The sequence below is a fragment of the Massilia psychrophila genome, assembly GCF_002760665.1.
In the GTDB taxonomy this organism is placed as follows: Bacteria; Pseudomonadota; Gammaproteobacteria; order Burkholderiales; family Burkholderiaceae_D; genus JAFCUW01.
Genome location: NZ_PDOB01000007.1, coordinates 22714 through 45986, shown reverse-complemented (window position 1 = coordinate 45986; position 23273 = coordinate 22714). Strand labels below are relative to the sequence as shown.

The following is a 23273-nucleotide window of genomic DNA, read 5'->3' as shown; positions in this document are numbered from 1 at the left end:
TTTCTCAGCTAATAACTTCTTCAGGCTTGATTTTCTTGACGCTTTTACGCTTACCGCCGGCCTTGAGCACAGGCGCCACGAGCCGGGCTTCGATGATGTCGCAGTACGCCGGATTGAGCTCGAAGCCGACGAAATCGCGGCCGCAGCGCTGGGCCGCCAGCGCCGTGGTGCCGCTGCCCATGAACGGGTCGAGCACGACCCCGCCTGGCGGGCACGACGCCTTGACCATCCGTTCGATGATCTCGAGGGGTTTTTGGGTCGGGTGGTCGGCGCGCTCGGGATGTTCGCGGTGCAGGCGCGACACGCTCCATAAATCCTTCGGGTTGTAGCCGATCTCCAACCACTTGGCGCCGATGAAAATCGAACGCGAGCGCGCTTTTTTCGTTTCGGCGTCGTAGGCGATGCGCACCGCATCGAGATCGAAGTAATAATCCTTGCGATTGACAAAAAAACCGACGGTGTCGTGCACCGACGTGAAGCTGCGCACGCTGCCGCCCATCGACGGCACCCGGCGGTCCCAGATGATTTCGTTCATCATCGTCATGCGCTGCTTGAGCATGACGAAAATCTCCGGCGAAAAGCGCCAGGTCGAAAAAATGTACAGGCTGCCGTTGGCCTTTAACTTCGGCAGCGCCTTGTCGACCCACTGTTCGGTCCAGGCCAGGAAATCGGCCACGCTTTGCTGGTCCGAGTCGTTGCCGTAGTCCTTGCCCAGGTTGTAGGGCGGGTCGGTCAGGATCAGGTCGACCGAGCCGTCCGGAACGCGCGCCAGGCCGTCCAGCGCATCTTCGCAGAAGACCCGGTTGCGCCAGTCGCTCATGACGGTTGCTTGAAACGTACCGGTTGAAGCCGCAACTCGGCACTGCGGGCATGCGCCTGCAAGCCTTCACCATACGCCAGTTCGGCCGCGATTAGGCCGAGCGTCTGGGCACCGGCTTCGGACACGTACAGGATCGACGAGCGCTTCTGAAAATCGTACACGCCCAGCGGCGACGAGAAGCGCGCCGTGCGCGAGGTCGGCAGCACGTGGTTCGGACCGCAGCAGTAATCGCCCAGCGACTCGGACGAGAAGCGGCCAAGGAACATGGCGCCGGCGTGGCGGATCAGGTCGGCCCACTGCTGCGGGTTCTCGGCCGAAATTTCGAGGTGTTCGGCGGCAATCGCATTGGCGATCTCGCAGGCTTCCATCATGTCGCGCACCTTGATCAGCGCGCCGCGCTCAAGCAGCGACGTGCGGATGACGCTTTGGCGCGGCATCGTCGGCAGCAGCTTGTCGATGCTCGCCTCCACCTGCGCAATGTAATCGGCGTCCGGGCACAGCATGATGGCTTGCGCCAGTTCGTCGTGCTCGGCCTGCGAAAACAAGTCCATCGCCACCCAGTCCGGGTCGGTGGTGCCATCGCACAGCACCAGGATTTCGGACGGACCGGCGATCATGTCGATGCCGACAGTACCGAACACGCGGCGCTTGGCGGCGGCAACATACGCGTTGCCGGGGCCGACGATCTTGTCGACCGCGCCAATTGTCGCAGTACCGTAGGCCAGCGCGCCGACGGCTTGCGCGCCGCCGATGGTGATCACCCGCGTGACGCCGGCAATTGCGGCGGCGGCCAGCACCATCTGGTTCTTGACGCCGTCCGGGGTCGGTACCACCATGATGATTTCGGCCACGCCGGCGACCTTGGCGGGAATCGCGTTCATCAGCACCGACGAGGGATAAGCCGCCTTGCCGCCGGGGACGTAGATGCCGACCCGGTCGAGCGGCGTGATGCGCTGCCCCAGCACGGTGCCGTCCGGCTCGGTGTAGCTGAAGCCTTGCAGCTCCTGCTTTTGACGTTCGTGGAAGACGCGGATCCGTTCGGCGGCCGTCTGCAGCGCGGCGCGTTGCGCTTCCGGCAGGCCGGCAAGCGCGGCATCGAGTTCGGCCTGGCCAATGTCGAATTGGGCCATGCCGGCTGCGCCGCCGCCGGGAATACGATCAAACTTGTTGGTGTATTCCAGCACGGCGGCGTCGCCGCGCTGTTTGACGTCGTGCAGGATCGTCGTCACCGCCGCTTCGATGGCGTCGTCGGTCGACGCCTCGAAGGCCAGCAGCGCATCGAGCTTCTGGCGGAAACCGTCTTGCGTGGAATCGAGCTTGCGGATCAGTAGCGACATGGTGGAATCAGCCTTACAGTGTGGAGGGGATCGCCGAGGACGCGCGTTCGAACGCGTCAAGGATGGGTTGGAGCCGTTCGCGCTTGAGTTTTAACGCAGCCTGGTTGACGATCAGGCGCGACGAAATCTGCATGATGGTTTCGACTTCGACCAGGTTGTTGGCGCGCAGCGTATTGCCGGTCGAGACAACGTCGACAATGGCGTCGGACAGGCCGACCAGGGGCGCCAGCTCCATCGAGCCGTACAACTTGATCAGGTCGACGTGCACGCCTTTGGCGGCAAAGTGCTCGCGCGCCGTTTGCACGAACTTGGTGGCCACGCGCAAGCGCGCGCCCTGGCGCACCGCGCTGTCGTAGTCGAAGCCGGCGTTCACCGCCACCGACATGCGGCAGGCGGCAATTTTCAGGTCGATCGGCTGGTACAGCCCTTCGCCGCCATGCTCCATCAGCACGTCCTTGCCGGCCACGCCGAAGTCGGCGGCGCCGTACTGCACGTACGTCGGCACGTCGGAGGCGCGCACGATGATGACGCGCACGTTCGGGTCGTTGGTGGCGAGGATCAGCTTACGCGACGTCTCCGGGTCTTCGGTGACGACAATGCCAGCCGCCGCCAGCAGCGGCAAGGTGTCGTCGAAAATGCGCCCTTTCGACAGCGCCAGGATCAGTTGGCCGCTGGCCGGGATGGCAAATGGAGAAGATGCGCTCATTTGATCCGCACGATGTCGGCGCCGACGTTCGATAATTTTACTTCCATCCGGTCGTAGCCACGGTCGAGATGGTAGATACGCTCGATGACGGTGGTGCCTTCGGCGGCCATGGCGGCGATCACCAGCGAGGCGGACGCGCGCAGGTCGGTCGCCATCACGGGCGCGCCGACGAGCCGCGCCACGCCGGTGATGCTGGCGGTGTGGCCGTCGATCCTGATGTGTGCGCCGAGGCGGTTCATCTCCTGCACGTGCATGAAGCGGTTCTCGAAAATCGTCTCGGTGACGCGGCTGGCGCCGTCGGCGATGCTGTTGACGGCCATGAACTGGGCCTGCATGTCGGTCGGAAAGCCCGGATACTCGGTGGTCGACAACGTCACCGGACGCGGACGGCCTGCCATGGTGGCGCGGATCGAATCGGCCTTGATGTCCATCACAAGGCCGATTTCGCGCAGTTTGTCGAGGCCCGCGTCCATGATGTCGGTACGGGTGTTCCTGAGCAGGATGTCGCCGCCGGTGGCCGCCACCGCGCACAGGAACGTGGCCGCCTCGATGCGGTCGGAAATGACCGCGTGGCTGGCGCCATGCAGCGACGGCACGCCCTGGATCACCAGGCGCCCGGTGCCGATACCGTCGATTTTTGCGCCCATCTTCACCAGCAGATTGGCCAGATCGGTGACTTCCGGTTCCTGGGCGGCGTTCTCCAGCACGGTTTCGCCGTCGGCCAGGGTGGCCGCCATCAGCAGGTTCTCGGTGCCGGTGACGGTAATCATTTCAGTGCGGATGCGCGCGCCTTTCAGCTTGGCGCATTTGGCGTAGATGTAGCCGGCTTCGATGGTGATCTCGGCGCCGAGTGCTTCCAGGCCTTTGATGTGCTGGTCGACCGGGCGCGAGCCGATGGCGCAGCCGCCCGGCAGCGATACCTTGGCCTGGCCGAAGCGCGCCAGCAACGGCCCCAGTACCAAAATGGAGGCACGCATGGTTTTCACCAGTTCATAAGGCGCCTCGAGGGTATCGATGGCGCCGCCATTGAGGATTACCGTCTCGCCATCCTGTTGCACCGTCAGCCCGGTCTGGGCCAGCAGTTTGAGCATGGTCTTGACGTCGTGCAGGTGCGGCACGTTCGACAGTTCAAGGTCGTCCGCGGTCAACAGGGCGGCGCACAGGATTGGCAAGGCGGCGTTCTTGGCGCCTGAAATGGTGATGTCGCCATCAAGGCGCTTGCCGCCGACAATCTGGAGCTTGTCCATGGTTATCCTTGATATTCTTCTGGGGTGAGCGTTTTCATCGACAGCGCGTGGATTTCCTCGCGCATCCGGTCGCCCAGCGCGGCGTAGACGATCTGGTGGCGCTGGATCGGGCGCTTGCCGGCAAACGCGTTTGACACGATGATGGCGTTGAAGTGCTGGCCGTCGCCGTCCACCTCGAGATGGGTGCATTCGAGCCCGGCGCTGATGTAGCTGTGGATCAGTTCTGGTGTAGTAGCCAAGATAAGCTCCAAAATAAAATTAGTGACGCAGGTTGTAGCCGCGCTTTAACAGGTTGACGGCAATCGTCGCCAGGATCGCAAAAAACGCGCTGACGACGGCAAGGCTGGTCCACGGCGACATGTCGGACTGGCCGAAGAAGCCGTGGCGGAATCCGTCGATCATATAAAAGAATGGATTGAAATGCGAGACCGCCTGCCAGAAAGGGGGCAGGGAATGGATCGAATAGAACACACCCGACAGGAACGTGGCCGGCATGATCAAGAAATTCTGGAACGCCGCCAGCTGGTCGAATTTCTCGGCCCAGATGCCGGCGATCACGCCCATGGTGCCGAGGATGGCGGCCCCCAACAGGGCAAACACCGCGATCCACAGCGGCGCCACGAAGCTGAGGTCGGCAAACCAGGCGGTGGTGACGAATACGCCGGCGCCGACCGTAAGGCCGCGCACCACCGACGCCAGCACGTAAGCCGAAATGATTTCCCAATGCGACAGCGGCGGCAGCAGGATGAACACCAGGTTGCCGGTGATTTTTGATTGGATCAGCGACGAGGACGAGTTGGCGAAGGCGTTTTGCAGCACGCTCATCATCACCAGACCCGGGATCAGGAAGGCGGTGTACGACACCCCCGGATAGACTTCGACCCGCCCTTCGAGCACATGGCCGAAGATGAGCAGGTACAGCATGGCGGTGAGAATCGGCGCGGCGACGGTTTGAGTGGCCACCTTCCAGAAGCGTAGCGTCTCCTTGTAGAGCAGGGTCTGGAAACCGACAGAGACGAATTTTGTGCCTGAGCTCACAGCGAACCTCCGTCCATGATCTGCAAGAAGATGTCTTCCAGGTCAGCTTGTTGCAATTGCATTTCGCCAATGACGACGCCCGATTCGCGCAGCTTTGCCAGGATCTGCTCGACTTCGGCGTAGTCGTTGACACGCAAACTGTACGTGTGGCTTTCCGGCTTGCCGTTGTACTCGTGGTCCTCCAGCGCATCGTGCGCGACCAAATGGCGCAGGCTTGCCGGTAGAGTGCCGCTGGCCAGGTGCACGATCAGCTGCGAGCCGGAGATGCGGCGGATCAGCGCGCTCATGGTGTCGAGCGCGACCACTTTACCTGCGCGCAGCATCGCCACGCGCTGGCACATGGCTTGCGCTTCCTCGAGGTAGTGGGTAGTTAGCACCACGGTATGGCCTTCGCGGTTCAGGCGCGAAATGAACTTCCACAAGCCCTGGCGCAGTTCGACGTCGACGCCGGCGGTCGGTTCGTCGAGCACGATCACGGGCGGCTTGTGCACCAGCGCCTGCGCCACCAGTACGCGCCGCTTCATGCCGCCCGACAGGGCGCGCATGTTGACGTCGGCCTTGCCAGTCAAATCGAGGTTTTCCATCACCTCGTCGATCCACTTGTCGTTGTTTTTCAGGCCGAAATAGCCGGACTGCAGGCGCAGCGTTTCGCGCACCGTGAAAAAAGGATCGAACACCAGTTCCTGCGGCACGACGCCAAGCATCTTGCGCGCCGCGCGAAAATCCGTGACGACGTCGTGGCCGTGGATGGCAACGCTGCCGCTGTCTGGGCGGATCAACCCGGCAATGGTGGAAATGAGGGTGGTCTTGCCTGCGCCGTTGGGCCCGAGCAACCCGAAAAACTCGCCTTCTGCAATTGTCAGCGAAACGCCACCCAGGGCCTTCAGGGACTTGTAGCTCTTCTCGACGTTGGTAATCTGAATCGCTGCTGTCATTCTTGTCGTTGGTTGTACATGGTTAATCAGGCGGATCAATTTTCGCAGGGGGACTGACAATTATAGGGGAAATTGCCGGATGAGCAGCAAGGGGCCGGCGAAAGGGGCGAAATACGAAAAGAGAAATTGGAAAGGGGGCGCGCTGCGCCCCCTTTTTAAAGGCGATTCAATGCCTCAGTGGTGCGGCGCACTGGTGGCTGCTTCGGCCAGCAGTGACTCGACGCCGTACAGCGTGGCCAGGCTCTGGAGGCTGACCGGCAGGTTAATGAACGATACGCTCAAGCCGGCCGTGCGGGCCTGGCGCTGCAGCTCCAGCAGCACCGCCACGCCGGACGAGTCGGCCAGCTTGACCGAAGCCAAGTCGAACACGGTCTGGCCGGCGCGCAGCGCAGCCAGGCCGCGCTCGAGCGCGCCGCGCGCCGTCTGGAACGTCAGCAGTTCCAGCGGCGGCTTCGAAGTGGTTGCAATCATCTCAATGCGGCCGGCTTACCTGGCCGCTTTGACCGGCTTGTTGGCCAGCTGCTGGTTGCGCTCGGCCAGCTTCTTGATCAGGCCGTCGATGCCGCCCTTGCCGATCTCGGACGCGAAAGTGCCTTTATAGGTTTCCACAAGCCACGCGCCGAGCACGTTGATGTCGAAAATCTTCCAGCCCGACGGCCCCTTGGCTAGGCGGTAGTTCAGCTGGATCGGCTCGCCGCGCTGGACGTTGACCTGGGACCGCACTTCAACGGTGGTGTCGGCCGGGTCGGCGCGCATCGGCTTGAACTCGACGGTTTCATTCTTGATCTGCGACAGCGCACCGGAATAGGTGTGGACCAGCAGGGTGCGGAACTCGTTCGACAACGCGGTTTTCTGCGCCGGCGTGGCATCGCGCCAGAAGCGGCCGGCGGCCAGCGCGGTCATGCGCTGGAAGTCGATGTACGGCAGGATCTTGGCGTCGACCAGTGCGGTGACCTTGTTGACGTCGCCGGCCTGGATGTCCTTGTCGGCCTTGGCCGTTTCGATCACGTCGTTGCTGATGCGCTTGACCAGTACATCGGGCGCTTCGTTGCCGACAGGGGCCGGCGCCGGCGCGGCAACCGCGAAGGCGGTGAATGCGATGGCGCTCATCGCGATAAGGTGTTTGATCAGTTTCATAAGCCCTCTTTCATGTTTGCGGGTGACACAAGCTGCAAACCGCTCTCGGATGGCGGTGACAGTGTCGGGTTAACTACTTCGACGCCGGTTTGGATGACATAGCCGGCGCCGCGGCCCACTGTCTGACCTCCGACGCGGTGTCGGTCGGACCTGGATCGTCAGTATAAGCGGCGCGGATATTCTGTGCATCGGATGGTACCGCGGCAGCGGGTGCGGGTGCGGATGACGGTGTGGATGCAGGTGCAGCCCCGGCCGGGACGGTCGCGCCCGGATCGTCCGGATAAGCCGCCTTGATGCTTTTTGCACCGGCCGGCGCGTCGTCCTTCTTGATGTTCTTCCTGAACTTGATCTTCTGCTCACCGTTGTCGGTGATGCGGCTCAGGCGGCGTTGCAGGAAGCCGTCGCGGATAAATTCGTAGCGGTCGAGCGCGGCTTCTTCCATCAGGTTCGACGCATCGAGCACGGCGGCGCGCTGATCGACCGCGCGCACGGCGGTGCCGAAGTTGCGCCAGCCGACCGGATGCTTGTAGGCCCACGGATCGGCGGCGATGTCGACCGGGACGACGAGCGCGTCGCGCACTGTCGACGGCCCCAGCAGCGGCAGCATCAGGTAGGGGCCGGGAGCGACGCCCCAAGCGCCCAAGGTCTGGCCGAAATCTTCGTTATGCTTGGGCAAACCAGCTTCCGAGCCGATATCGAGCAGGCCGGCAAGGCCGAACGTCGAATTGAGCGAAAAGCGGGTCAGGTCCGACAGGCCATCGGCGCCCTTGCCCTGCATCAGGTTGTTAACGCCGGTCCACAGGTCCGACAGGTTACCGAAAAAATTCGACACGCCGGTCTGCACGAAGGTCGGCAGCACCTGCTTGTAGGCGGACGCGGCCGGCTTGAGGGCGGCCCGGTCGACCGCATCGTTAAAGGCGAACATCTTGCGGTTGAATTTTTCGTACGGGTCGCGCGGGTTGGGGCCGGTGGCGCAGCCAGCCAGGGTCGAGGCCGCGGCCAGCGCCAACACAATGCCGCGCCAGGAAGTCAGCAGGGAATTCGATCGTGTGCTCATTTGGAGGCGTCCTTTCCGTCTGCAGCCTTGCTGTAGATAAATTGATTAATCAAGTCTTCCAGCACCGTTGCCGAAGACGTTTGGGTAATCCGGTCGCCGGCGGCCAGGTTAACGATGTCGCCGCCCGGCGACATGCCGATGTACTGTTCGCCCAACAAGCCGGCGGTCAGGATTTTCAGCGAGCTATCTTTTGGAAACTTGTAGCCCGTGTCCATCTCGAGCGTCACGATCGCCTGAAAATTTTTGTCGTCGAAACGGATGTCGCCGACCCGGCCGACCACCACGCCGGCGCTTTTCACGGGCGCCTGCGGCTTGAGGCCGCCGATATTGTCGAACTTGCCAGTGATGGCGTAGGTCTTGCCAAACGACAGCGTGCTCATGTTGCCGGCCTTGAGCGCCAGGAACAGCAGCGCCGCCAGTCCCAACAGGACAAACAGGCCGACCCATACGTCGATCATTTTACGGTGCATAATTATTTCCTAATACTTGTTATTGGCTCGGGCGACGGTGCCGGATTCAGCTTACTTTTATTTTTTGAACTTATTTGTTGAACATCAGGGCGGTCATCACAAAGTCGAGGCCCCATATCATCAGTGAGGCGATCACCACGGTCCGGGTAGTGGCGCGCGAGACGTCTTCCGGCGTCGGCTCGGCGTGATAGCCCTGGAACAGCGCCGTGAAAGTGACCGCGACGCCAAACACCAGGCTTTTCAGGACGCCGTTGAGGACATCGGCGCGCACGTCGACGTTGGCCTGCATCTGCGACCAGAAAGCGCCTTCGTCGACGCCGATCAGCTGCACGCCGACCAGGTAGCCGCCGAGCACGCCGACGGCGCTGAAGATGGTTGCCAGCAACGGCATCGCGATCACGCCGGCCCAGAAACGCGGCGCCAGCACGCGCTGGATCGGGTTAATCGCCATCATTTCCATTGCCGACAATTGCTCGCCGGCCTTCATCAGGCCGATCTGGGCGGTCAGCGAAGTGCCAGCGCGGCCGGCGAACAGCAGCGCCGTCACGACCGGCCCCAGTTCACGCACCAACGCCAGTGCGACAACCTGGCCAAGCTTTTGTTCCGCGCCGTAGGGCGTGAGCGTGATGTAACCCTGCAGGCCAAGCACCATGCCGACAAACAGGCCCGAGACGATGATGATCACCAGCGAGTAATTGCCGATGAAGTGGATCTGTTCGGAGATCAGGCTTGGCCGGCGCATCGCGCCGGGCGACACCTGCAGCAGGCCGAAGAACGAGCGGGTGGCGAAGCCCACGCTGGACAGGATATCGAGCACAGTGCGGCCGAGGGCGGCGATAGGATTGCCGATCATGCCCGCGCTCCCAGACCGAGATCGTCGGCCAGTGTCTTGCCCGGATAGTCGAACGGCACCGGGCCGTCCGCTTCGGCGTTGACGAACTGCTTGACGTAGGGATCAAGCGACACCCGCAGTTCGGCTGGCGTGCCCTGCGCGACGATTTTGCCGGCAGACATGAAATAGATATAATCGGCGATCGAGAAACACTCATGCACGTCATGCGAGACGAGGATCGAGGTCGAGCCGAGCGCGTCGTTCAGTTTGCGGATCAGGTTGGCGGTGACGCCCATCGAGATCGGGTCGAGCCCGGCGAACGGCTCGTCGTACATAATTAGTTCCGGGTCGAGCGCGATGGCGCGCGCCACCGCGACGCGACGCGCCATGCCGCCCGAAATCTCGGCCGGCTTGAGTTTATGTGCATTGCGCAGGCCGACCGCGTTCAATTTGAGCAGCACCAGGTCGCGGATCAACTCTTCCGGCAAGTCGGTGTGTTCGCGCAGCGGGAAGGCGACGTTGTCGAACACCGACAAGTCCGTAAACAGCGCGCCGAACTGGAACAGCATGCCCATTTTGCGGCGCAAGCGGTAGAGGCCGTCGGTGTCGAGCTGGTGTACGACTTCGCCGCCGACCTTGACTTCGCCTTTCTGTGGGCGGATCTGGCCGCCGACCAGGCGCAGCACGGTCGTCTTGCCGCAACCGGAGCCGCCCATGACGGCCACGACCTTACCACGCGGGAAGTCCATGGAAAGATTCGACAGGATGACGCGCTCTCCGTATGCAAATTGCAAATCGCGGATTTCGACAAGGTTGGACACGGGGCTATTCGGTATTTGGGATTGCGTATTGTAGTGCAGAAAGGGCAATCCCTGCTGGCGCGGGGCCCTTTTGGCGCAGGCGTGCGCGCCAAGAATACAACACTAATGAACGGCGGGTCAGATATTTCCAGCCGTAAGCTGTTGTTTTTACTGGGTTTGAAACACGCTGGCGTGAAAAAAGCTTTCACCAATTAAAAGTACACGTATGTATGTAAATAGCAAGGATCCGGTCCGCAATGTGAGTCGGCGAGGCGCATTTCGCGCCGCGCGGTCAGCGCTCCAGCGGCCGACGCGTTCCCGATTCATCCATACATTCAGGGCTTGGGTCACCAAGCCCTCCCTTCTTCGAACAGGAAATGAAGGTACGCATTTACTCGACAACTTTGTTCGACTCACCGACCTGGCACATCTGCTAGGCAGCACCGTTCGCCTCAAAGGCATCACGCATATTTTCCACGGTGCTGTTCGCTTTCGCGCCGGCCTGTCTCTGCTCTACATCTTCAGCCATGCCTGAATGCTTGATGCTTACCGCGGCAGCACCGACGACCCCATCAAAAACTCGTCGACCGCGCGGGCGCACTGGCGACCTTCGCGGATGGCCCATACGACGAGCGACTGGCCGCGCCGCATGTCGCCGGCGGCGAACACTTTTGGCACGGACGTCGCGTAGCAGCCTTCGCCATCGGTAGCGGCGCGGGCGTTGCCGCGGGCGTCTTTCTCGACGCCGAAGGCATCGAGCACCTGCTGCACCGGCGACACGAAACCCATCGCCAGCAGCACCAGGTCGGCCTTCATCTCGAATTCGGAGTCCGGCACCTCGACCATCTTGCCGTCTTTCCATTCAACCCTGCAGGCGATCAGCTTGTCGACCTTGCCGCCTTTTCCCTCGAAGCGCTTGGTGGCCACCGCCCAGTCGCGCTCGCAGCCTTCTTCGTGCGACGACGAAGTGCGCAGCTTGGTTGGCCAGTACGGCCACACCAGCGGCTTGTCTTCCTGCTCCGGCGGCTGTGGCATCAGTTCGAATTGTGCCACCGACGCGGCGCCGTGGCGGTTCGAGGTGCCGACGCAGTCGGAACCGGTGTCGCCGCCGCCGATGACGACGACGTGCTTGCCGCTGGCCTTGATCTGGTCCTTGAGCTTGTCGCCGGCGTTGACCTTGTTTTGCAGCGGCAGGAAATCCATCGCGTAATGCACGCCCTTCAGTTCACGCCCGGGCACTGGCAAGTCGCGCGGCTGTTCGGCGCCGCCGGCGATGATGACGGCATCGAAATCCTTTTCCAGGTCCTCGGGAAAAATCGTTTCCTTGGCCCAGTTGTTGACCGAGGCCGGGAAGTCTTTGCCGACCAGCACGCTGGTGCGAAACACCACGCCTTCCGCTTCCATCTGCTTTATCCGCAGGTCGATGTGCGATTTTTCCATTTTGAAGTCGGGGATGCCGTAGCGCAGCAAGCCGCCGAGACGGTCGCTTTTTTCGAACACGGTGACGGCGTGGCCGACGCGCGCCAGCTGCTGCGCCGCCGCCAGGCCGGCGGGGCCGGAACCGACCACCGCGACCTTCTTGCCGGTGAGTTTTTCAGGCGGCTGCGGCACCACCCAGCCGTGCTCCCAGCCGGTGTCGATGATCTTGTGCTCGATCGACTTGATACCGACCGGGTCGTTGTTGATGCCGAGGGTACAGGCCGACTCGCACGGCGCCGGGCAGACGCGGCCGGTAAACTCAGGGAAGTTGTTGGTCGAATGCAGGTTATCGAGCGCCGCACGGTACTGGTTGTGATACACCAGGTCGTTCCAGTCCGGAATGATGTTGTTGACCGGGCAGCCCGTGTTGCAGAACGGGATGCCGCAATCCATGCAGCGCGCCGCCTGCACCTTGGCCTGGGGATCGGACAGGTGCAGGACGAACTCCTGGTAGTTTTTTACGCGCGCCGGCGCCGGCAGATATTCCTCGTCCTGGCGCTTGAAATCCATAAAACCGGTGATTTTACCCACGATACATCCTCTTATTAGTGTGCATTAGCTGCAGTAGTCTCAGGCAGCGATCTGCTCGGCGGCTTCTTCCATGCTGCTGTTGTGCATTTCTTCCAGCGCGCGCTTGTAGTCGGTCGGGAACACCTTGACGAACTTGCCACGGCCTTCGGTCCAGTTGTCGAGCAGAAAGCGGGCTCGGGTGCTGCCGGTGTGCTTGAAGTGGCGCTCGATGAGCCGCTTGAGGATGGTCTCGTCCGCCTCGCGCGCGCTTTCGCGGCTCTGGCTGTGCCAGCCGGATACGTCGTCCTGCTCATTGGCACTGTGCACGCGCTCGAGATTGACCATCGTCGTGTTGCAGCGCTTTTCGAAGTCGCCGGCCGGGTCGTACACGTACGCCACGCCGCCCGACATGCCGGCGGCGAAGTTGCGCCCCGTCTCGCCGAGCACGACAACGGTGCCGCCGGTCATGTATTCGCAGCCATGGTCGCCGCAGCCTTCGACCACTGCCGTCGCGCCCGAATTACGCACCGCGAAACGCTCGCCGGCGACGCCGTTAAAAAAGGCTTCGCCGGAAATCGCACCGTACAGCACGGTGTTGCCGACGATGATGTTGTCCACCGCCCAGCCGCGGAACTCGGTATTCGGCCGCACGATGATGCGCCCGCCCGACAAACCCTTGCCGACGTAATCGTTGCCCTCTCCCACCAGGTCGATCGTGATGCCGGCCGCCAGGAACGCCGCGGCCGACTGGCCCGCCGTACCTTGCAGCTGGATGTGGATGGTATCGTCCGGCAAGCCGGCGTGGCCGTAGCGCTTGGCCACTTCGCCCGACAGCATGGTGCCGACGGTGCGGTTGACGTTGCGCACCGGCGAAATAAACGAGACGCGCTCGCCTTTTTCCAGCGCCGCCCGCGCCTGCGCGATCAGCTTGTGGTCCAACGCTTTTTCGAGACCGTGGTCTTGCGTTTCGGTATGGTGAATCGGCGTGCCGCCCGGCGACTTCGGCTGATAGAAAATGGCCGAGAAATCGAGCCCGCTAGCCTTCCAGTGGGTAATCGCTTTCGACTTGTCGAGCAGGTCGGCGCGGCCGATCAGTTCGTCGTAGGTGCGGATGCCCAGTTGCGCCATCAATTGGCGCGCTTCTTCGGCAACGAAGAAGAAATAGTTGACCACGTGCTCAGGCTTGCCGGCGAATTTTGCGCGCAGCAACGGATCTTGCGTCGCGACGCCGACCGGGCAGGTGTTCAGGTGGCACTTGCGCATCATGATGCAACCTTCGACCACCAGCGGCGCGGTGGCGAAACCGATTTCGTCGGCGCCCAGCATGGCGGCAATGACGACGTCGCGGCCGGTCTTCATCTGGCCGTCGGCCTGCACCCGGATGCGGCTGCGCAGGCCGTTGAGCACCAGGGTTTGCTGGGTTTCGGCCAGACCCAGCTCCCACGGCGTGCCGGCGTGCTTGACCGACGACAGCGGCGAGGCGCCGGTGCCGCCGTCGGTGCCGGCGACGACCACGTGATCGGCTTTCGCCTTGGTGACGCCGGCGGCAACCGTGCCAATGCCCACTTCGGATACGAGCTTGACGGAAATCGAGGCGCGCGGATTGGCATTTTTTAAATCGTGGATCAGCTGGGCCAAGTCCTCGATCGAGTAGATGTCATGGTGCGGCGGCGGCGAAATCAGGCCGACGCCGGGCACCGAAAAGCGCAGGCTGGCGATGTATTCCGACACTTTATGGCCTGGCAACTGGCCGCCTTCGCCGGGCTTGGCGCCCTGCGCCATCTTGATCTGGATCTGGTCGGCCGAGTTCAGATAGTCGGCGGTAACGCCGAAGCGTCCCGACGCCACCTGCTTGATGCGCGAACGCAGCGAGTCGCCGTCCTGCAGCGGGATGTCGACGACGACGTTGGAGGCGCCGATCACCGACGCCATGGTCTGGCCCTGGCGGATCGGGATGCCCTTCAGTTCCTGGGTGTAGCGCGCCGGATCTTCGCCGCCTTCGCCGGTGTTCGACTTGCCGCCGATGCGGTTCATGGCGATCGCTAATGTCGCGTGCGCTTCGGTCGAGATCGAGCCGAGCGACATGGCGCCGGTGGCGAAGCGCTTGACGATGTCCTTGGCCGGCTCGACTTCGTCGATCGGGATCGCGCGGGTCGGGTCAAGCCTGAATTCGAACAGGCCGCGCAAGGTCAGGTGGCGGCGGCTCTGGTCGTTGATCAGTTGGGCGTATTCCTTGTAGCTGGAAAAATTGTTGGCTCGCGCCGCGTGCTGCAGCTTGGCGATCGCGTCCGGCGTCCACATGTGCTCTTCGCCACGCACGCGGAAGGCGTACTCGCCGCCGGCGTCGAGCGACTCGGCCAGGATCGGGTCGTTGCCGAACGCCAGGCTGTGCAAACGCAGCGCCTCGTCGGCCACTTCGAACACGCCGATCCCTTCGACGCTCGACGACGTACCCTTGAAGTATTTGTCGACCAGCGACTTGTTCAGTCCAATGACTTCGAAAATCTGCGCGCCGCAGTACGACATGTAGGTCGAGATGCCCATCTTCGACATCACCTTCAGCAAACCCTTGCCGATCGCCTTGGTGTAGTTATAAACGGCGGTTTCGCTCGACAAATTGTCGCCCAGGCTTTGCGCCAGTTCGACCAGCGTTTCCATCGCCAGGTACGGATGGACGGCTTCGGCGCCGTAACCGGCCAGCAAAGCAAAATGATGGGTTTCGCGGGCCGAACCGGTTTCGATCACGAGGCCGGTGGAGGCGCGCAGGCCGCGCCCGACCAGGTGCTGGTGGATGGTCGAGGTGGCCAACAGCGCGGGGATCGCCACCTGGTCGCTCGAGACGTTACGGTCGGATACGATCAGGATGTTGTGACCGGACTTGACGGCGTCGACCGCTTCGGCGCACAGCGACGCGAGCGACGCTTCAATGCCCTCTTTGCCCCAGGCGACCGGGTAGCAGATGTTCAATTCGTACGATTTGAACTTGCCGCCGGTATGCGCGCTAATGGCGCGCAATCGCGCCATGTCGTCGAAGCCGAGCACCGGCTGCGACACTTCCAGGCGCATCGGCGGGTTGACGTTGTTGGTATCTAGCAGGTTCGGTTTCGGGCCGATGAACGACACCAGCGACATCACCATCGCTTCGCGGATCGGGTCGATCGGCGGGTTGGTGACCTGGGCAAACAGCTGCTTGAAGTAATTGTACAAAGGCTTGAGCTTGTTCGACATCACCGCCGGCGGCGAGTCGTTGCCCATCGAGCCGGTCGCTTCCTCGCCCAGCAAGGCCATCGGCGCCATCAGAAATTTTAAATCTTCCTGGGTGTAGCCGAACGCCTGCTGGCGGTCGAGCACGGTGGCGGCAGTCTTTTCGCCCTGGGCCGGTGCGCCGCTGCGAGGCGACTCCTTGGCGCGGTTGTGCCCAAGCTGGCTCTGGGTCAGCTTGATTTCGCCCAGCTTGATGCGCACCGAGTTGATCCACGCCTTGTACGGCTTGGCGTTGGCGTAGGTGTCCTTCAGTTCCTTGTCGTCGATGATGCGGCCGGCCTCCAGGTCGATCAGAAACATCTTGCCCGGCTGCAGACGCCATTTCTGGATGATCTTCGACTCCGGAATCGGCAGCACGCCAGACTCCGACGCCATCACCACCAAATCGTCGTCGGTGACGATGTAACGGGCCGGTCGCAGGCCGTTCCGGTCGAGGGTACCGCCGATATGGCGGCCGTCGGTGAACGCCATCGCGGCCGGGCCGTCCCACGGCTCCATCATCGCCGCGTGGTATTCATAGAAGGCGCGGCGGTTGTCGTCCATCGTGCCGTGGTTTTCCCACGCTTCCGGGATCATCATCATCATCGCCTGGGCGATCGGGTAGCCGGCCATGATCAGCAACTCGAGCGCGTTGTCGAAGCAGGCGGTGTCGGACTGGCCTTCATAGATCAGCGGGAACAGCTTGTGCAGGTCGTCGCCCAGCACGGCCGACTTCATGACGCCTTCGCGCGCGCGCATCCAATTAAAATTGCCCTTGACGGTGTTGATCTCGCCGTTGTGGGCGATCAGGCGGTACGGGTGGGCCAGCGGCCACTCGGGAAACGTGTTGGTCGAAAAACGCTGGTGCACCAGCGCCAGCGCCGAAATGCAGCGCGGGTCTTGCAAATCCTTGTAGTAGACGCCGACCTGGTCGGCCAACAGCAGGCCTTTGTAGACGATGGTGCGGGCCGACATCGACGGCACGAAAAACTCCTTGCCGTGCAAAAGTTTCAAGGCCTGGATCGCGTGGCCGGACGATTTGCGGATCACGTACAGTTTGCGCTCGAGCGCGTCGGTGACCATGATGTCCGGGCCGCGGCCGATAAAAATCTGGCGGATCACCGGTTCCTTGGCGCGCACGGTGGGCGACATCGGCATGGTGTCGTCGATCGGCACGTTGCGCCAGCCGAGCACGACCTGGCCTTCGATGCGGGTGGCGCGTTCGATTTCCTGTTCGCAAGCGATGCGCGAGGCGTTTTCCTTCGGCAGGAAGACCATGCCGACCCCATATTCGCCGGGCGGCGGCAGTTCGATGCCAAGCCTTGCCATCTCGTCGCGGTAAAATTGATCGGGAATCTGGATCAGGATACCGGCGCCGTCGCCCATCAGCGCGTCGGCCCCGACCGCACCCCGGTGGTCGAGGTTTTTCAGGATCGACAGGCCCTGTTCGACGATGGAGTGACTCTTGTTGCCCTTGATATGGGCAATGAAACCGACGCCGCAGGCATCGTGTTCATTCGACGGATCGTACAAACCTTGGGCAATCATGCGCATTCTCCACAGCTATTATTCGAGTAAGGATCGAGAATAGTGCAATGCAGCAGAAAGTTCAATCGAAATAATCAGGGTCGGAGTCGAATTAATTATTTAATTGTCGCGCCAAGAAATTAATAGGGACATGGTTAATGCGGTTTTGAAGTAGTCCGATGGCACAATGCCAATATGAATTGTCGATCAGCTTGGCCCAGTTGCTGTGGCAGATGGCTTCGCCTTCAACGGCCGCCCGCGCTTGGCCGGCAACACCTGGCGCTGCGCTTTTTTTTCCAGGTTTGCCTTGAACGCGTCGGACCCGAGCGGCCAGCCTTTTAGGACCGACTTCTCGATCACTTGCAGCTGCGCGCTTGTGAGCGAGCGTTCGGCCAGCTGTTTATAGAGCGCCTCGCGCTGGAACGGCGTATTGCCCAGCGCCCAGTACGACGCATGGTCGGTAATTGCCGCGTCAAGACTGACCCCGGCATGGTGGGCGTGACTCGACCATGGATAGGCCAGCGCCTCTGTTGCCAACCCGGCACGCACCGGCGCCAGTTCAATGTAAAGGCTGCATTGCAAGAAATATGCCGCCGCATCGATCACCGACGTCTTGAAACGCCCCTGGAACAGGCTGCCGGAGCGGGCATATTTCGCGTTGTACCAGGGAACGTAATAGCGGCCAACCCGTTGCATGGCCTGCGCCAGGCCCTCCTCGTCGCTTGGTGTGGCCAGCAGCTGCAGCTGGGCCGGCGTCAGGACGTAGGCGTGGATGGCGACCTTGTATTGTCTGGCGCTGTCGCGCAGCCAGCCGAGAAAGCGCCGGCAATCCTCCGGCTCGCGGAAAATTGGCTGACGGTCGTTTCCGTGCTGGACGATATGGTGGGGCTGGTGGGGGACGATGAGTCGGGGCAGGCGGGCCATAAAGTCGATAGCGGGGCGCAGGAAGTGGAGCGAGACCTATTTTACCGGACGCCCCATTAACCTGTCCCTATTTAATCTCACGCCTTTCGATCACCCGCGCAAGCAGTCTACGACAGCGTAAAACCCGCCGACAAACTGTAGCCTTCGCCGTAGGCGCTGCGCAGCGGCAGGTCTTGGCCGAGGCCGCTGCGCGCTTTCTTACGCAGACGATACACCAGCATGTCGACCCGGCGGCTGGCGTCCGGATCGTCACTGCCCATGCCGGCGACGATGGTCTGGCGCGGTACCGGACGGGTGTTGATGGTCAGCAGGTGGAGGAAGTTGCATTCCTTCTCGGTGAGGTCGATCACCGTGCCCATCAGCTCGAGTTGGCGAGCACTTACTCGCAGGTTCCACTTGCTTGGCGCCGGGGTCGGCTCTTGCGGGCGCACGCGCCGGTCGAGCGCCTCAATGTGGGCGGCCAGCTCGGGGAACTTGATCGGTTTAGTGAGGTAATGGTCAGCGCCCAGGCGCAGGCCGAGAATACGGTTGTCGAAGGCAACCCGGCCGGTCAGCACCAGCAGGCCAATCTCCGGGTACAGCTGGCGCATGCGGGGAATCACGTTGAAGCCGTCCTCGTCCGGCAGGCCAAGGTCGAGCACCACCACCGCCGCCGGCGTCCTGGTCAGCGCAGCCCACATTTCCCCCGCGGTGGTGGCAATCGTCACCTCATGATCGAGCTCGGTCAGGAACTCGGCCATGTCTCCGGCGTAGTCGCCGTTGTCTTCAACAATCAATATCTGCGTCATGGGTTGGCCATTTTTATTGTGTTTTATTAACCCCCGGTATTTTTGATACCCGGTGCCAACCTGTAATTGTTACCGGAATTATCACTTGTGTGACCGCTAGATGCAACATTTTTCCCTGTCGACTGACGTACCGGCAGCCAGATGCGAAATTCGGCGCCTTCCGGTTCAGCGTTGCGCACACTTAACATGCCGCCGTGCACTTCGATCACCGAGCGCGCCATGTACAGCCCCAGCCCGGAGCCAGGCCGCGCGCCGGCATTGCTGCCGCGCCAGGACCTGGCGAAAATCTGCGCCGTTTCCGCCGCCGGCACCCCGCAGCCGAAGTCACGCACCAGCAGCTCAACGCCGCCGCCGGCGCGCCGGCCCGACAGCGCAACAGGCGCCTCGACCGGCCCGTACTGCAAGGCGTTATCGACCAATACTTTCAAGGCCAGCCGCACACCCTGGGGTTCGCAGCGCAGGCTGGCGGGCAGGTCGCCGAAATCGAGGGTCACGCGGTGCCCGGCCGCCACTACCCACCCGCCGGCGTCACCCAGCAACTGGCGCGGGTCGATGCTGTCGGCGGGGCGCTTGCCGCCGATCTGCTCGACGCGCTCGGGCGACAGGTAATCGTCGAGCATGCCGATCAGGCGCTCGACCGCTGTCGAGATCCTGCGGTAACGTTCGCGCGTTGGCCCGTCGGCGTTGGCGCCGGTCGATTCGAGCCGCTGGATGGCGCCGTCGATGGTCGACAGCGGGGTGCGAAACTCATGGTTCAGCATGCCGGCGAAGCGGCGCTGTTCGGCCTCGCGCTCACGTTGCACCGTCAGGTCGCGCACGATGCCAACGAGCACGTCAGGGCGGCCGGCGGCGTCGAACAGCAAGCTGGAGACGACTTCGACCGGCACCAGGCGGCCGTCGCGGTGCGGCTGGTCGAACTGGCGCACCACGCGCACGCGCGCCAGGTCGCCGGCGGCATAGCGCGCCAGCCGCGCCGGCAGGCCGGCGCACAGGCAGGCCAGCGCGCTATCCGGAGCGCCCCCGTTCATCTGGTCGTAAACATCGTCGAAGTTGTAGCCGAGCAGCTGTTCGAGGCACGGGCTGATATAGCGCGGCAAACCGTTGGCGCAATCGACGATCCAGGCGACATCGCCGCCAATCTCGGCAATCGTGCGGAACTGGTCGGCGCCGGCGGTCGCTGTCATTGAGTCATCGATCGGTCCTATTCCTCGAGAGGGGCGAAGATCGCCTGCAGGTCGTCCTGCGTCAGCACCATCTTGTGCGATTCGCCGTCGGCCAGGATCGATTGTGCCAGGTCCGCTTTCTTTTGCTGCAGCAGCTGGATTTTTTCTTCCAGCGTTCCCTTGGCGATCAGCTTGTAGACGAACACCGGCTTGTCCTGGCCGATGCGCCAAGCGCGGTCGGTGGCCTGGTTCTCGGCTTGCGGGTTCCACCACGGATCGTAGTGGATCACGGTGTCGGCCGCGGTCAGGTTCAGGCCGACCCCGCCGGCCTTCAGGCTGATCAGAAAAATCGGCACCGCACCCTGCTGGAAGGCGGCCACCTGGGCGGCGCGGTCGCGGGTGTCGCCGGTGAGAAGCGCATAGGGGATGCGGCGCGCGTCGAGTTCTTCCTCGATCAGCGCCAGCATGCTGGTGAACTGGGAAAACACCAGGATCTTGCGGCCTTCGTCGAGCAGGTCGTCAACCATCTGCATCAGGTCGATCAGCTTGGCCGAGCCGCTGCCCTGCTTTTTGGCAGGCAAGGTCTTGACCAGGCGCGGGTCGCAGCAGACCTGGCGCAGCTTGAGCAGCGCCTCGAGGATCACGATCTGGCTGCGCGCCACGCCTTTTTTGTCGATCTCGTCGCGCACCTTCTTGTCCATCGCCAGACGCACCGTTTCGTACAGGTCGCGCTGAGCCCCCGACAGCTCGACCTTGCGCACCATTTCCGTTTTAGGCGGCAATTCTTTGGCCACGTTGTCCTTGGTACGGCGCAGTAAAAATGGCTTGATGCGGCGGTTCAGTAACGCCCGCCGCAGCGGGTCGTCCTGGCGCTCGATCGGGTGGCGGAACTGGCTGTTGAAGGTTTTTTCGTCGTTCAGCAGGCCCGGCAGCAAAAAGTGAAACTGCGACCACAGTTCGCCGAGGTGGTTTTCGAGCGGCGTGCCCGTCAGGCACAGCCGATGGCGCGACGTCAGCAGGCCGGCGCTCTGGGCCGCCTTCGAACGGTTGTTCTTGATGTAATGCGATTCGTCGAGGATGACCAGGTGGTAGGCGTGCTCGCGCAGTTTTTCCTCGTCGCGCGGCAGCAGCGCGTAGGTGGTCAGCACCAGGTCGGCCGCGTCGATCTGGTCGAACAGGTCGAGCCGCTCCTTGCCTTGCAGCAGCAGCACGCGCAAGCCAGGCGCGAAGCGCGCCGCCTCCTCCTGCCAATTGGTCATCAAGCTGGTCGGGGCGATCACCAGCGCCGGACAGGTCAAACGGCCGGCTTCCTTTTCGACCAGGATGTGGGCCAGGGTTTGCACCGTCTTGCCCAGGCCCATGTCGTCGGCCAAAATACCGGCCAGGTCGTATTCGCGCAGGAACTGCATCCACGCCAGGCCGTCGGCCTGATAGTCGCGCAGGGTCGCCCGCAAGCCGGCCGGGGCCGCCACTTTCTGGACCGCCCCGAACAAGCTGAGCTTGCGACCGGTCTCGCGCAGCCGCTCGCCGCCAAACCAGCGCAACTGTGTGCCGCGCGCCAGTTCCTCGAGCCGGCCGGCGTCGAGCGTCGACAGCCGGACCTTATTTTTGATCTTGTCGCTGAAATACAATTCGCCCAGGGCGCCGAGGATGGGTTTTAGGCGGCCCCACGGCAGCGCCACCCGCAGCCCGTCCGGTAACGTCGCCAGCATCTGGTCGGCCTCGCCGTGCGCGGCCAGCACGTCCGGGTCGAAGTCGCTCGGCGCGCTGCGGATCAGTTGCACCAGCACCGGCAGCAGCGGTACCCGCTTCTGATTGACGACGATGCCCAGTTCGAGCTCGAACCAGGCGTTGCCCGCCTCGGCCGGCTGGTCGATCTGGGCGTACCAGTCTTCCACCGCCACCACGTCGTAGCGGTAATGCTTGGAGCGCTGCACGTGCCAGCCGGTCTCCAGCAGCAGATCGAGGTCGCCCTCGGCGAAGCGCAGCCAATGGGCCTGGCTGTCGAGCTGTAGCGCGCCGGCCAGGCCGCTCAGGGGCGCCGTGGCCGGCTTGCGAAAGCCAAGCTCCGCCAGCGCCGCCAGCGCCGCTGCTTCGGCATCGGCGTCGCGCGCGATCACTTCGGTGACGTCGCCAACCTGGCGCACCACGCGCTGGTCCGGGTCGAACGCGACGCGTTCGCCGTCGTAATCGTAGGAAAGCACTGCGACATCGTGCCAGCGCGGCGTCGCGCCGTCGGCCAGTTGCACCGAATCGAGCAACAGGTAGGGGCGTGGCTTGACGTCGCCGCGCAGGCGCTGGGTCAACGGTTGCGGCAGCGGCATCAGCCCCTGCAGGCCATGCGCCAGCAGCAGTTGCGAGACGCGGCGCTTGTCGTTGCCGGCGAGTGCAGGCGCCTGCGCCACCAGCGCCTGCAACTCGGCCAACGAGATGTCGACGCCGCCGCGGTTCAGTTCCAGCGCGCCGCACGACAGGTTGTCGATATACCACGGCGGATCGGTCGGCAGCATGTAGTCGATCTGGTCGGCCGCGTTGTGGGTGGCGCCCGGCGCCGGCGCCACCTGCCAGCCGAGGCGGGCGGTGCGGCCTTCGTCACGCCACACCAGGTTGGCCTTGCGCATCGGCCCGGCCTGCAGCGGATAGACCAGGCCGCTGGCCATGTCGGGCCAAGAATTCGCCCACAGCAGCTTGTCTTGTTCGAGCAACATTTGCAGCAGGATCGCGCCGATCTTGCCCTTCGGCTCGGTCGCGCTGCTGCTTTGCGAAGCGCCGCTGCGCATGGCAATAAAAAAGCGCACCAGGTCCTCGTCGACACCCTCCAGATAGGCGGGCGGCGCCGACAACAGCGAGAACACTTCGGACACCGGACTGGCGGCGGCCACTTCGCCGTTCGGCCGCAAGCGGGCTTTGCACAAGCACAACGCAACGTGGCGCCCGCCGCTGGTTGGCGCCAGCACGTAGACGAACTTGTATTGGGCGAGCTTGGGATCCTTGATTTCAACCGAGAGCTTGGGGCGCGGGTGGGCGGCTGCATCGACCCGCTGCAGCCAGCTGGCGACCGGGGCCGGCAATCCAGTGACCGGCGTTGCCGGTGGTGCTGGTGCGGCAGCCGGTGCAGTTGCCGGGGCTTCAGTGAGTTCGTCGCGCGGTAAATCCATTGTTCGCATAGATCTGTGCATTCCGTATCAAAAAAGGCAAGAGCCGGTATTATGCGTCATCTGCGGGCTCTTGTTTGTTGAGGATCGCACGCTAAAGAAAAA

19 protein-coding genes are annotated in these 23273 nt (G+C 62.9%); all 19 read right to left on the bottom strand.

The annotated features are described in order from the left end of the window. Nucleotides 1–4 precede the first annotated feature (4 nt). The 19 genes from CR103_RS06530 to CR103_RS06440 all read right to left on the bottom strand — a co-directional run bounded on the left by CR103_RS06530 (nt 5) and on the right by CR103_RS06440 (nt 23171). Nucleotides 5–820: a DNA-methyltransferase gene (locus tag CR103_RS06530; protein WP_099915200.1), complete on the bottom strand. Its 816-nt coding sequence runs from the start codon at nt 818–820 to the stop codon at nt 5–7. Continuing rightward, nucleotides 817–2157, bottom strand: coding sequence for a histidinol dehydrogenase (gene hisD, locus CR103_RS06525; protein WP_099915199.1), 1341 nt, complete (start codon nt 2155–2157; stop codon nt 817–819). The genes CR103_RS06530 and hisD overlap by 4 nt, the downstream gene beginning before the upstream one ends. 13 nt (nt 2158–2170) lie before the next feature. Then, nucleotides 2171–2863, bottom strand: a complete 693-nt coding sequence (gene hisG / locus CR103_RS06520; RefSeq protein ID WP_099915198.1) for an ATP phosphoribosyltransferase — start codon at nt 2861–2863, stop codon at nt 2171–2173. Beyond that, a complete protein-coding gene (gene murA, locus CR103_RS06515) occupies nt 2860–4110 on the bottom strand; it encodes a UDP-N-acetylglucosamine 1-carboxyvinyltransferase (RefSeq protein ID WP_099915197.1) in 1251 nt (416 codons plus the stop codon). The genes hisG and murA overlap by 4 nt, the downstream gene beginning before the upstream one ends. Before the next feature lie 2 nt (nt 4111–4112). Then, on the bottom strand, nt 4113–4349 hold the full coding sequence (locus CR103_RS06510) for a BolA family protein (RefSeq protein ID WP_099915196.1): 237 nt from the start codon (nt 4347–4349) through the stop codon (nt 4113–4115). 19 nt (nt 4350–4368) lie between these two features. After that, nucleotides 4369–5148, bottom strand: coding sequence for an ABC transporter permease (locus CR103_RS06505; protein ID WP_099915195.1), 780 nt, complete (start codon nt 5146–5148; stop codon nt 4369–4371). Next, nucleotides 5145–6083 (bottom strand): ABC transporter ATP-binding protein, encoded by a 939-nt coding sequence (locus CR103_RS06500; protein WP_099915194.1) that lies wholly within the window; start codon nt 6081–6083, stop codon nt 5145–5147. Before CR103_RS06500 ends, CR103_RS06505 begins: the two co-directional genes overlap by 4 nt. A gap of 174 nt (nt 6084–6257) precedes the next feature. Beyond that, nucleotides 6258–6554, bottom strand: coding sequence for an STAS domain-containing protein (locus CR103_RS06495; RefSeq protein WP_099915193.1), 297 nt, complete (start codon nt 6552–6554; stop codon nt 6258–6260). 15 nt (nt 6555–6569) lie between these two features. After that, the gene (locus tag CR103_RS06490) at nt 6570–7220 is read right to left on the bottom strand and encodes an MlaC/ttg2D family ABC transporter substrate-binding protein (RefSeq protein WP_099915192.1); all 651 of its coding nucleotides are present in this window, start codon (nt 7218–7220) and stop codon (nt 6570–6572) included. 73 nt (nt 7221–7293) lie between these two features. Further along, nucleotides 7294–8277 carry an MlaA family lipoprotein gene (locus tag CR103_RS06485; RefSeq protein ID WP_099915191.1) on the bottom strand — a complete coding sequence of 328 codons (984 nt, stop codon included), beginning with the start codon at nt 8275–8277 and terminating at the stop codon, nt 7294–7296. Beyond that, a complete protein-coding gene (mlaD, locus tag CR103_RS06480; protein WP_099915190.1) occupies nt 8274–8747 on the bottom strand; it encodes an outer membrane lipid asymmetry maintenance protein MlaD in 474 nt (157 codons plus the stop codon). The genes CR103_RS06485 and mlaD overlap by 4 nt, the downstream gene beginning before the upstream one ends. A 70-nt stretch (nt 8748–8817) precedes the next feature. Further along, nucleotides 8818–9600, bottom strand: coding sequence for a lipid asymmetry maintenance ABC transporter permease subunit MlaE (gene mlaE / locus CR103_RS06475; RefSeq protein WP_099915189.1), 783 nt, complete (start codon nt 9598–9600; stop codon nt 8818–8820). Then, nucleotides 9597–10400: an ABC transporter ATP-binding protein gene (locus CR103_RS06470; RefSeq protein ID WP_099915188.1), complete on the bottom strand. Its 804-nt coding sequence runs from the start codon at nt 10398–10400 to the stop codon at nt 9597–9599. The genes mlaE and CR103_RS06470 overlap by 4 nt, the downstream gene beginning before the upstream one ends. A 525-nt stretch (nt 10401–10925) precedes the next feature. Next, nucleotides 10926–12389 carry a glutamate synthase subunit beta gene (locus tag CR103_RS06465; protein WP_099915187.1) on the bottom strand — a complete coding sequence of 488 codons (1464 nt, stop codon included), beginning with the start codon at nt 12387–12389 and terminating at the stop codon, nt 10926–10928. Nucleotides 12390–12428: 39 nt separating this feature from the next. Further along, a complete protein-coding gene (locus CR103_RS06460) occupies nt 12429–17159 on the bottom strand; it encodes a glutamate synthase-related protein (protein WP_099915278.1) in 4731 nt (1576 codons plus the stop codon). A gap of 186 nt (nt 17160–17345) precedes the next feature. Then, entirely contained in the window at nt 17346–18062 is a 717-nt protein-coding gene (locus CR103_RS06455; protein WP_099915186.1) for a transposase, read from the bottom strand. A 107-nt stretch (nt 18063–18169) separates the two neighbouring features. Further along, complete coding sequence (locus CR103_RS06450; RefSeq protein WP_099915185.1) at nt 18170–18850, bottom strand: response regulator transcription factor; 681 nt, start codon at nt 18848–18850, stop codon at nt 18170–18172. A gap of 26 nt (nt 18851–18876) precedes the next feature. Further along, nucleotides 18877–20034 (bottom strand): PAS domain-containing sensor histidine kinase, encoded by a 1158-nt coding sequence (locus CR103_RS06445; RefSeq protein ID WP_099915184.1) that lies wholly within the window; start codon nt 20032–20034, stop codon nt 18877–18879. 17 nt (nt 20035–20051) lie between these two features. Beyond that, complete coding sequence (locus CR103_RS06440) at nt 20052–23171, bottom strand: DEAD/DEAH box helicase (RefSeq protein ID WP_099915183.1); 3120 nt, start codon at nt 23169–23171, stop codon at nt 20052–20054. Nucleotides 23172–23273: the final 102 nt, after the last annotated feature.

Coding starts and splice junctions, on each gene's coding strand:
- CR103_RS06530 (WP_099915200.1), bottom strand. CDS start 820: ATGAGCGACTGGCGCAACCGGGTCTTCTGCGAAGATGCGCTGGACGGC.
- hisD (WP_099915199.1), bottom strand. CDS start 2,157: ATGTCGCTACTGATCCGCAAGCTCGATTCCACGCAAGACGGTTTCCGC.
- hisG (WP_099915198.1), bottom strand. CDS start 2,863: ATGAGCGCATCTTCTCCATTTGCCATCCCGGCCAGCGGCCAACTGATC.
- murA (WP_099915197.1), bottom strand. CDS start 4,110: ATGGACAAGCTCCAGATTGTCGGCGGCAAGCGCCTTGATGGCGACATC.
- CR103_RS06500 (WP_099915194.1), bottom strand. CDS start 6,083: ATGACAGCAGCGATTCAGATTACCAACGTCGAGAAGAGCTACAAGTCC.
- CR103_RS06495 (WP_099915193.1), bottom strand. CDS start 6,554: ATGATTGCAACCACTTCGAAGCCGCCGCTGGAACTGCTGACGTTCCAG.
- CR103_RS06490 (WP_099915192.1), bottom strand. CDS start 7,220: ATGAAACTGATCAAACACCTTATCGCGATGAGCGCCATCGCATTCACC.
- CR103_RS06485 (WP_099915191.1), bottom strand. CDS start 8,277: ATGAGCACACGATCGAATTCCCTGCTGACTTCCTGGCGCGGCATTGTG.
- mlaD (WP_099915190.1), bottom strand. CDS start 8,747: ATGCACCGTAAAATGATCGACGTATGGGTCGGCCTGTTTGTCCTGTTG.
- mlaE (WP_099915189.1), bottom strand. CDS start 9,600: ATGATCGGCAATCCTATCGCCGCCCTCGGCCGCACTGTGCTCGATATC.
- CR103_RS06460 (WP_099915278.1), bottom strand. CDS start 17,159: ATGATTGCCCAAGGTTTGTACGATCCGTCGAATGAACACGATGCCTGC.
- CR103_RS06455 (WP_099915186.1), bottom strand. CDS start 18,062: ATGGCCCGCCTGCCCCGACTCATCGTCCCCCACCAGCCCCACCATATC.
- CR103_RS06450 (WP_099915185.1), bottom strand. CDS start 18,850: ATGACGCAGATATTGATTGTTGAAGACAACGGCGACTACGCCGGAGAC.
- CR103_RS06445 (WP_099915184.1), bottom strand. CDS start 20,034: ATGACAGCGACCGCCGGCGCCGACCAGTTCCGCACGATTGCCGAGATT.
- CR103_RS06440 (WP_099915183.1), bottom strand. CDS start 23,171: ATGGATTTACCGCGCGACGAACTCACTGAAGCCCCGGCAACTGCACCG.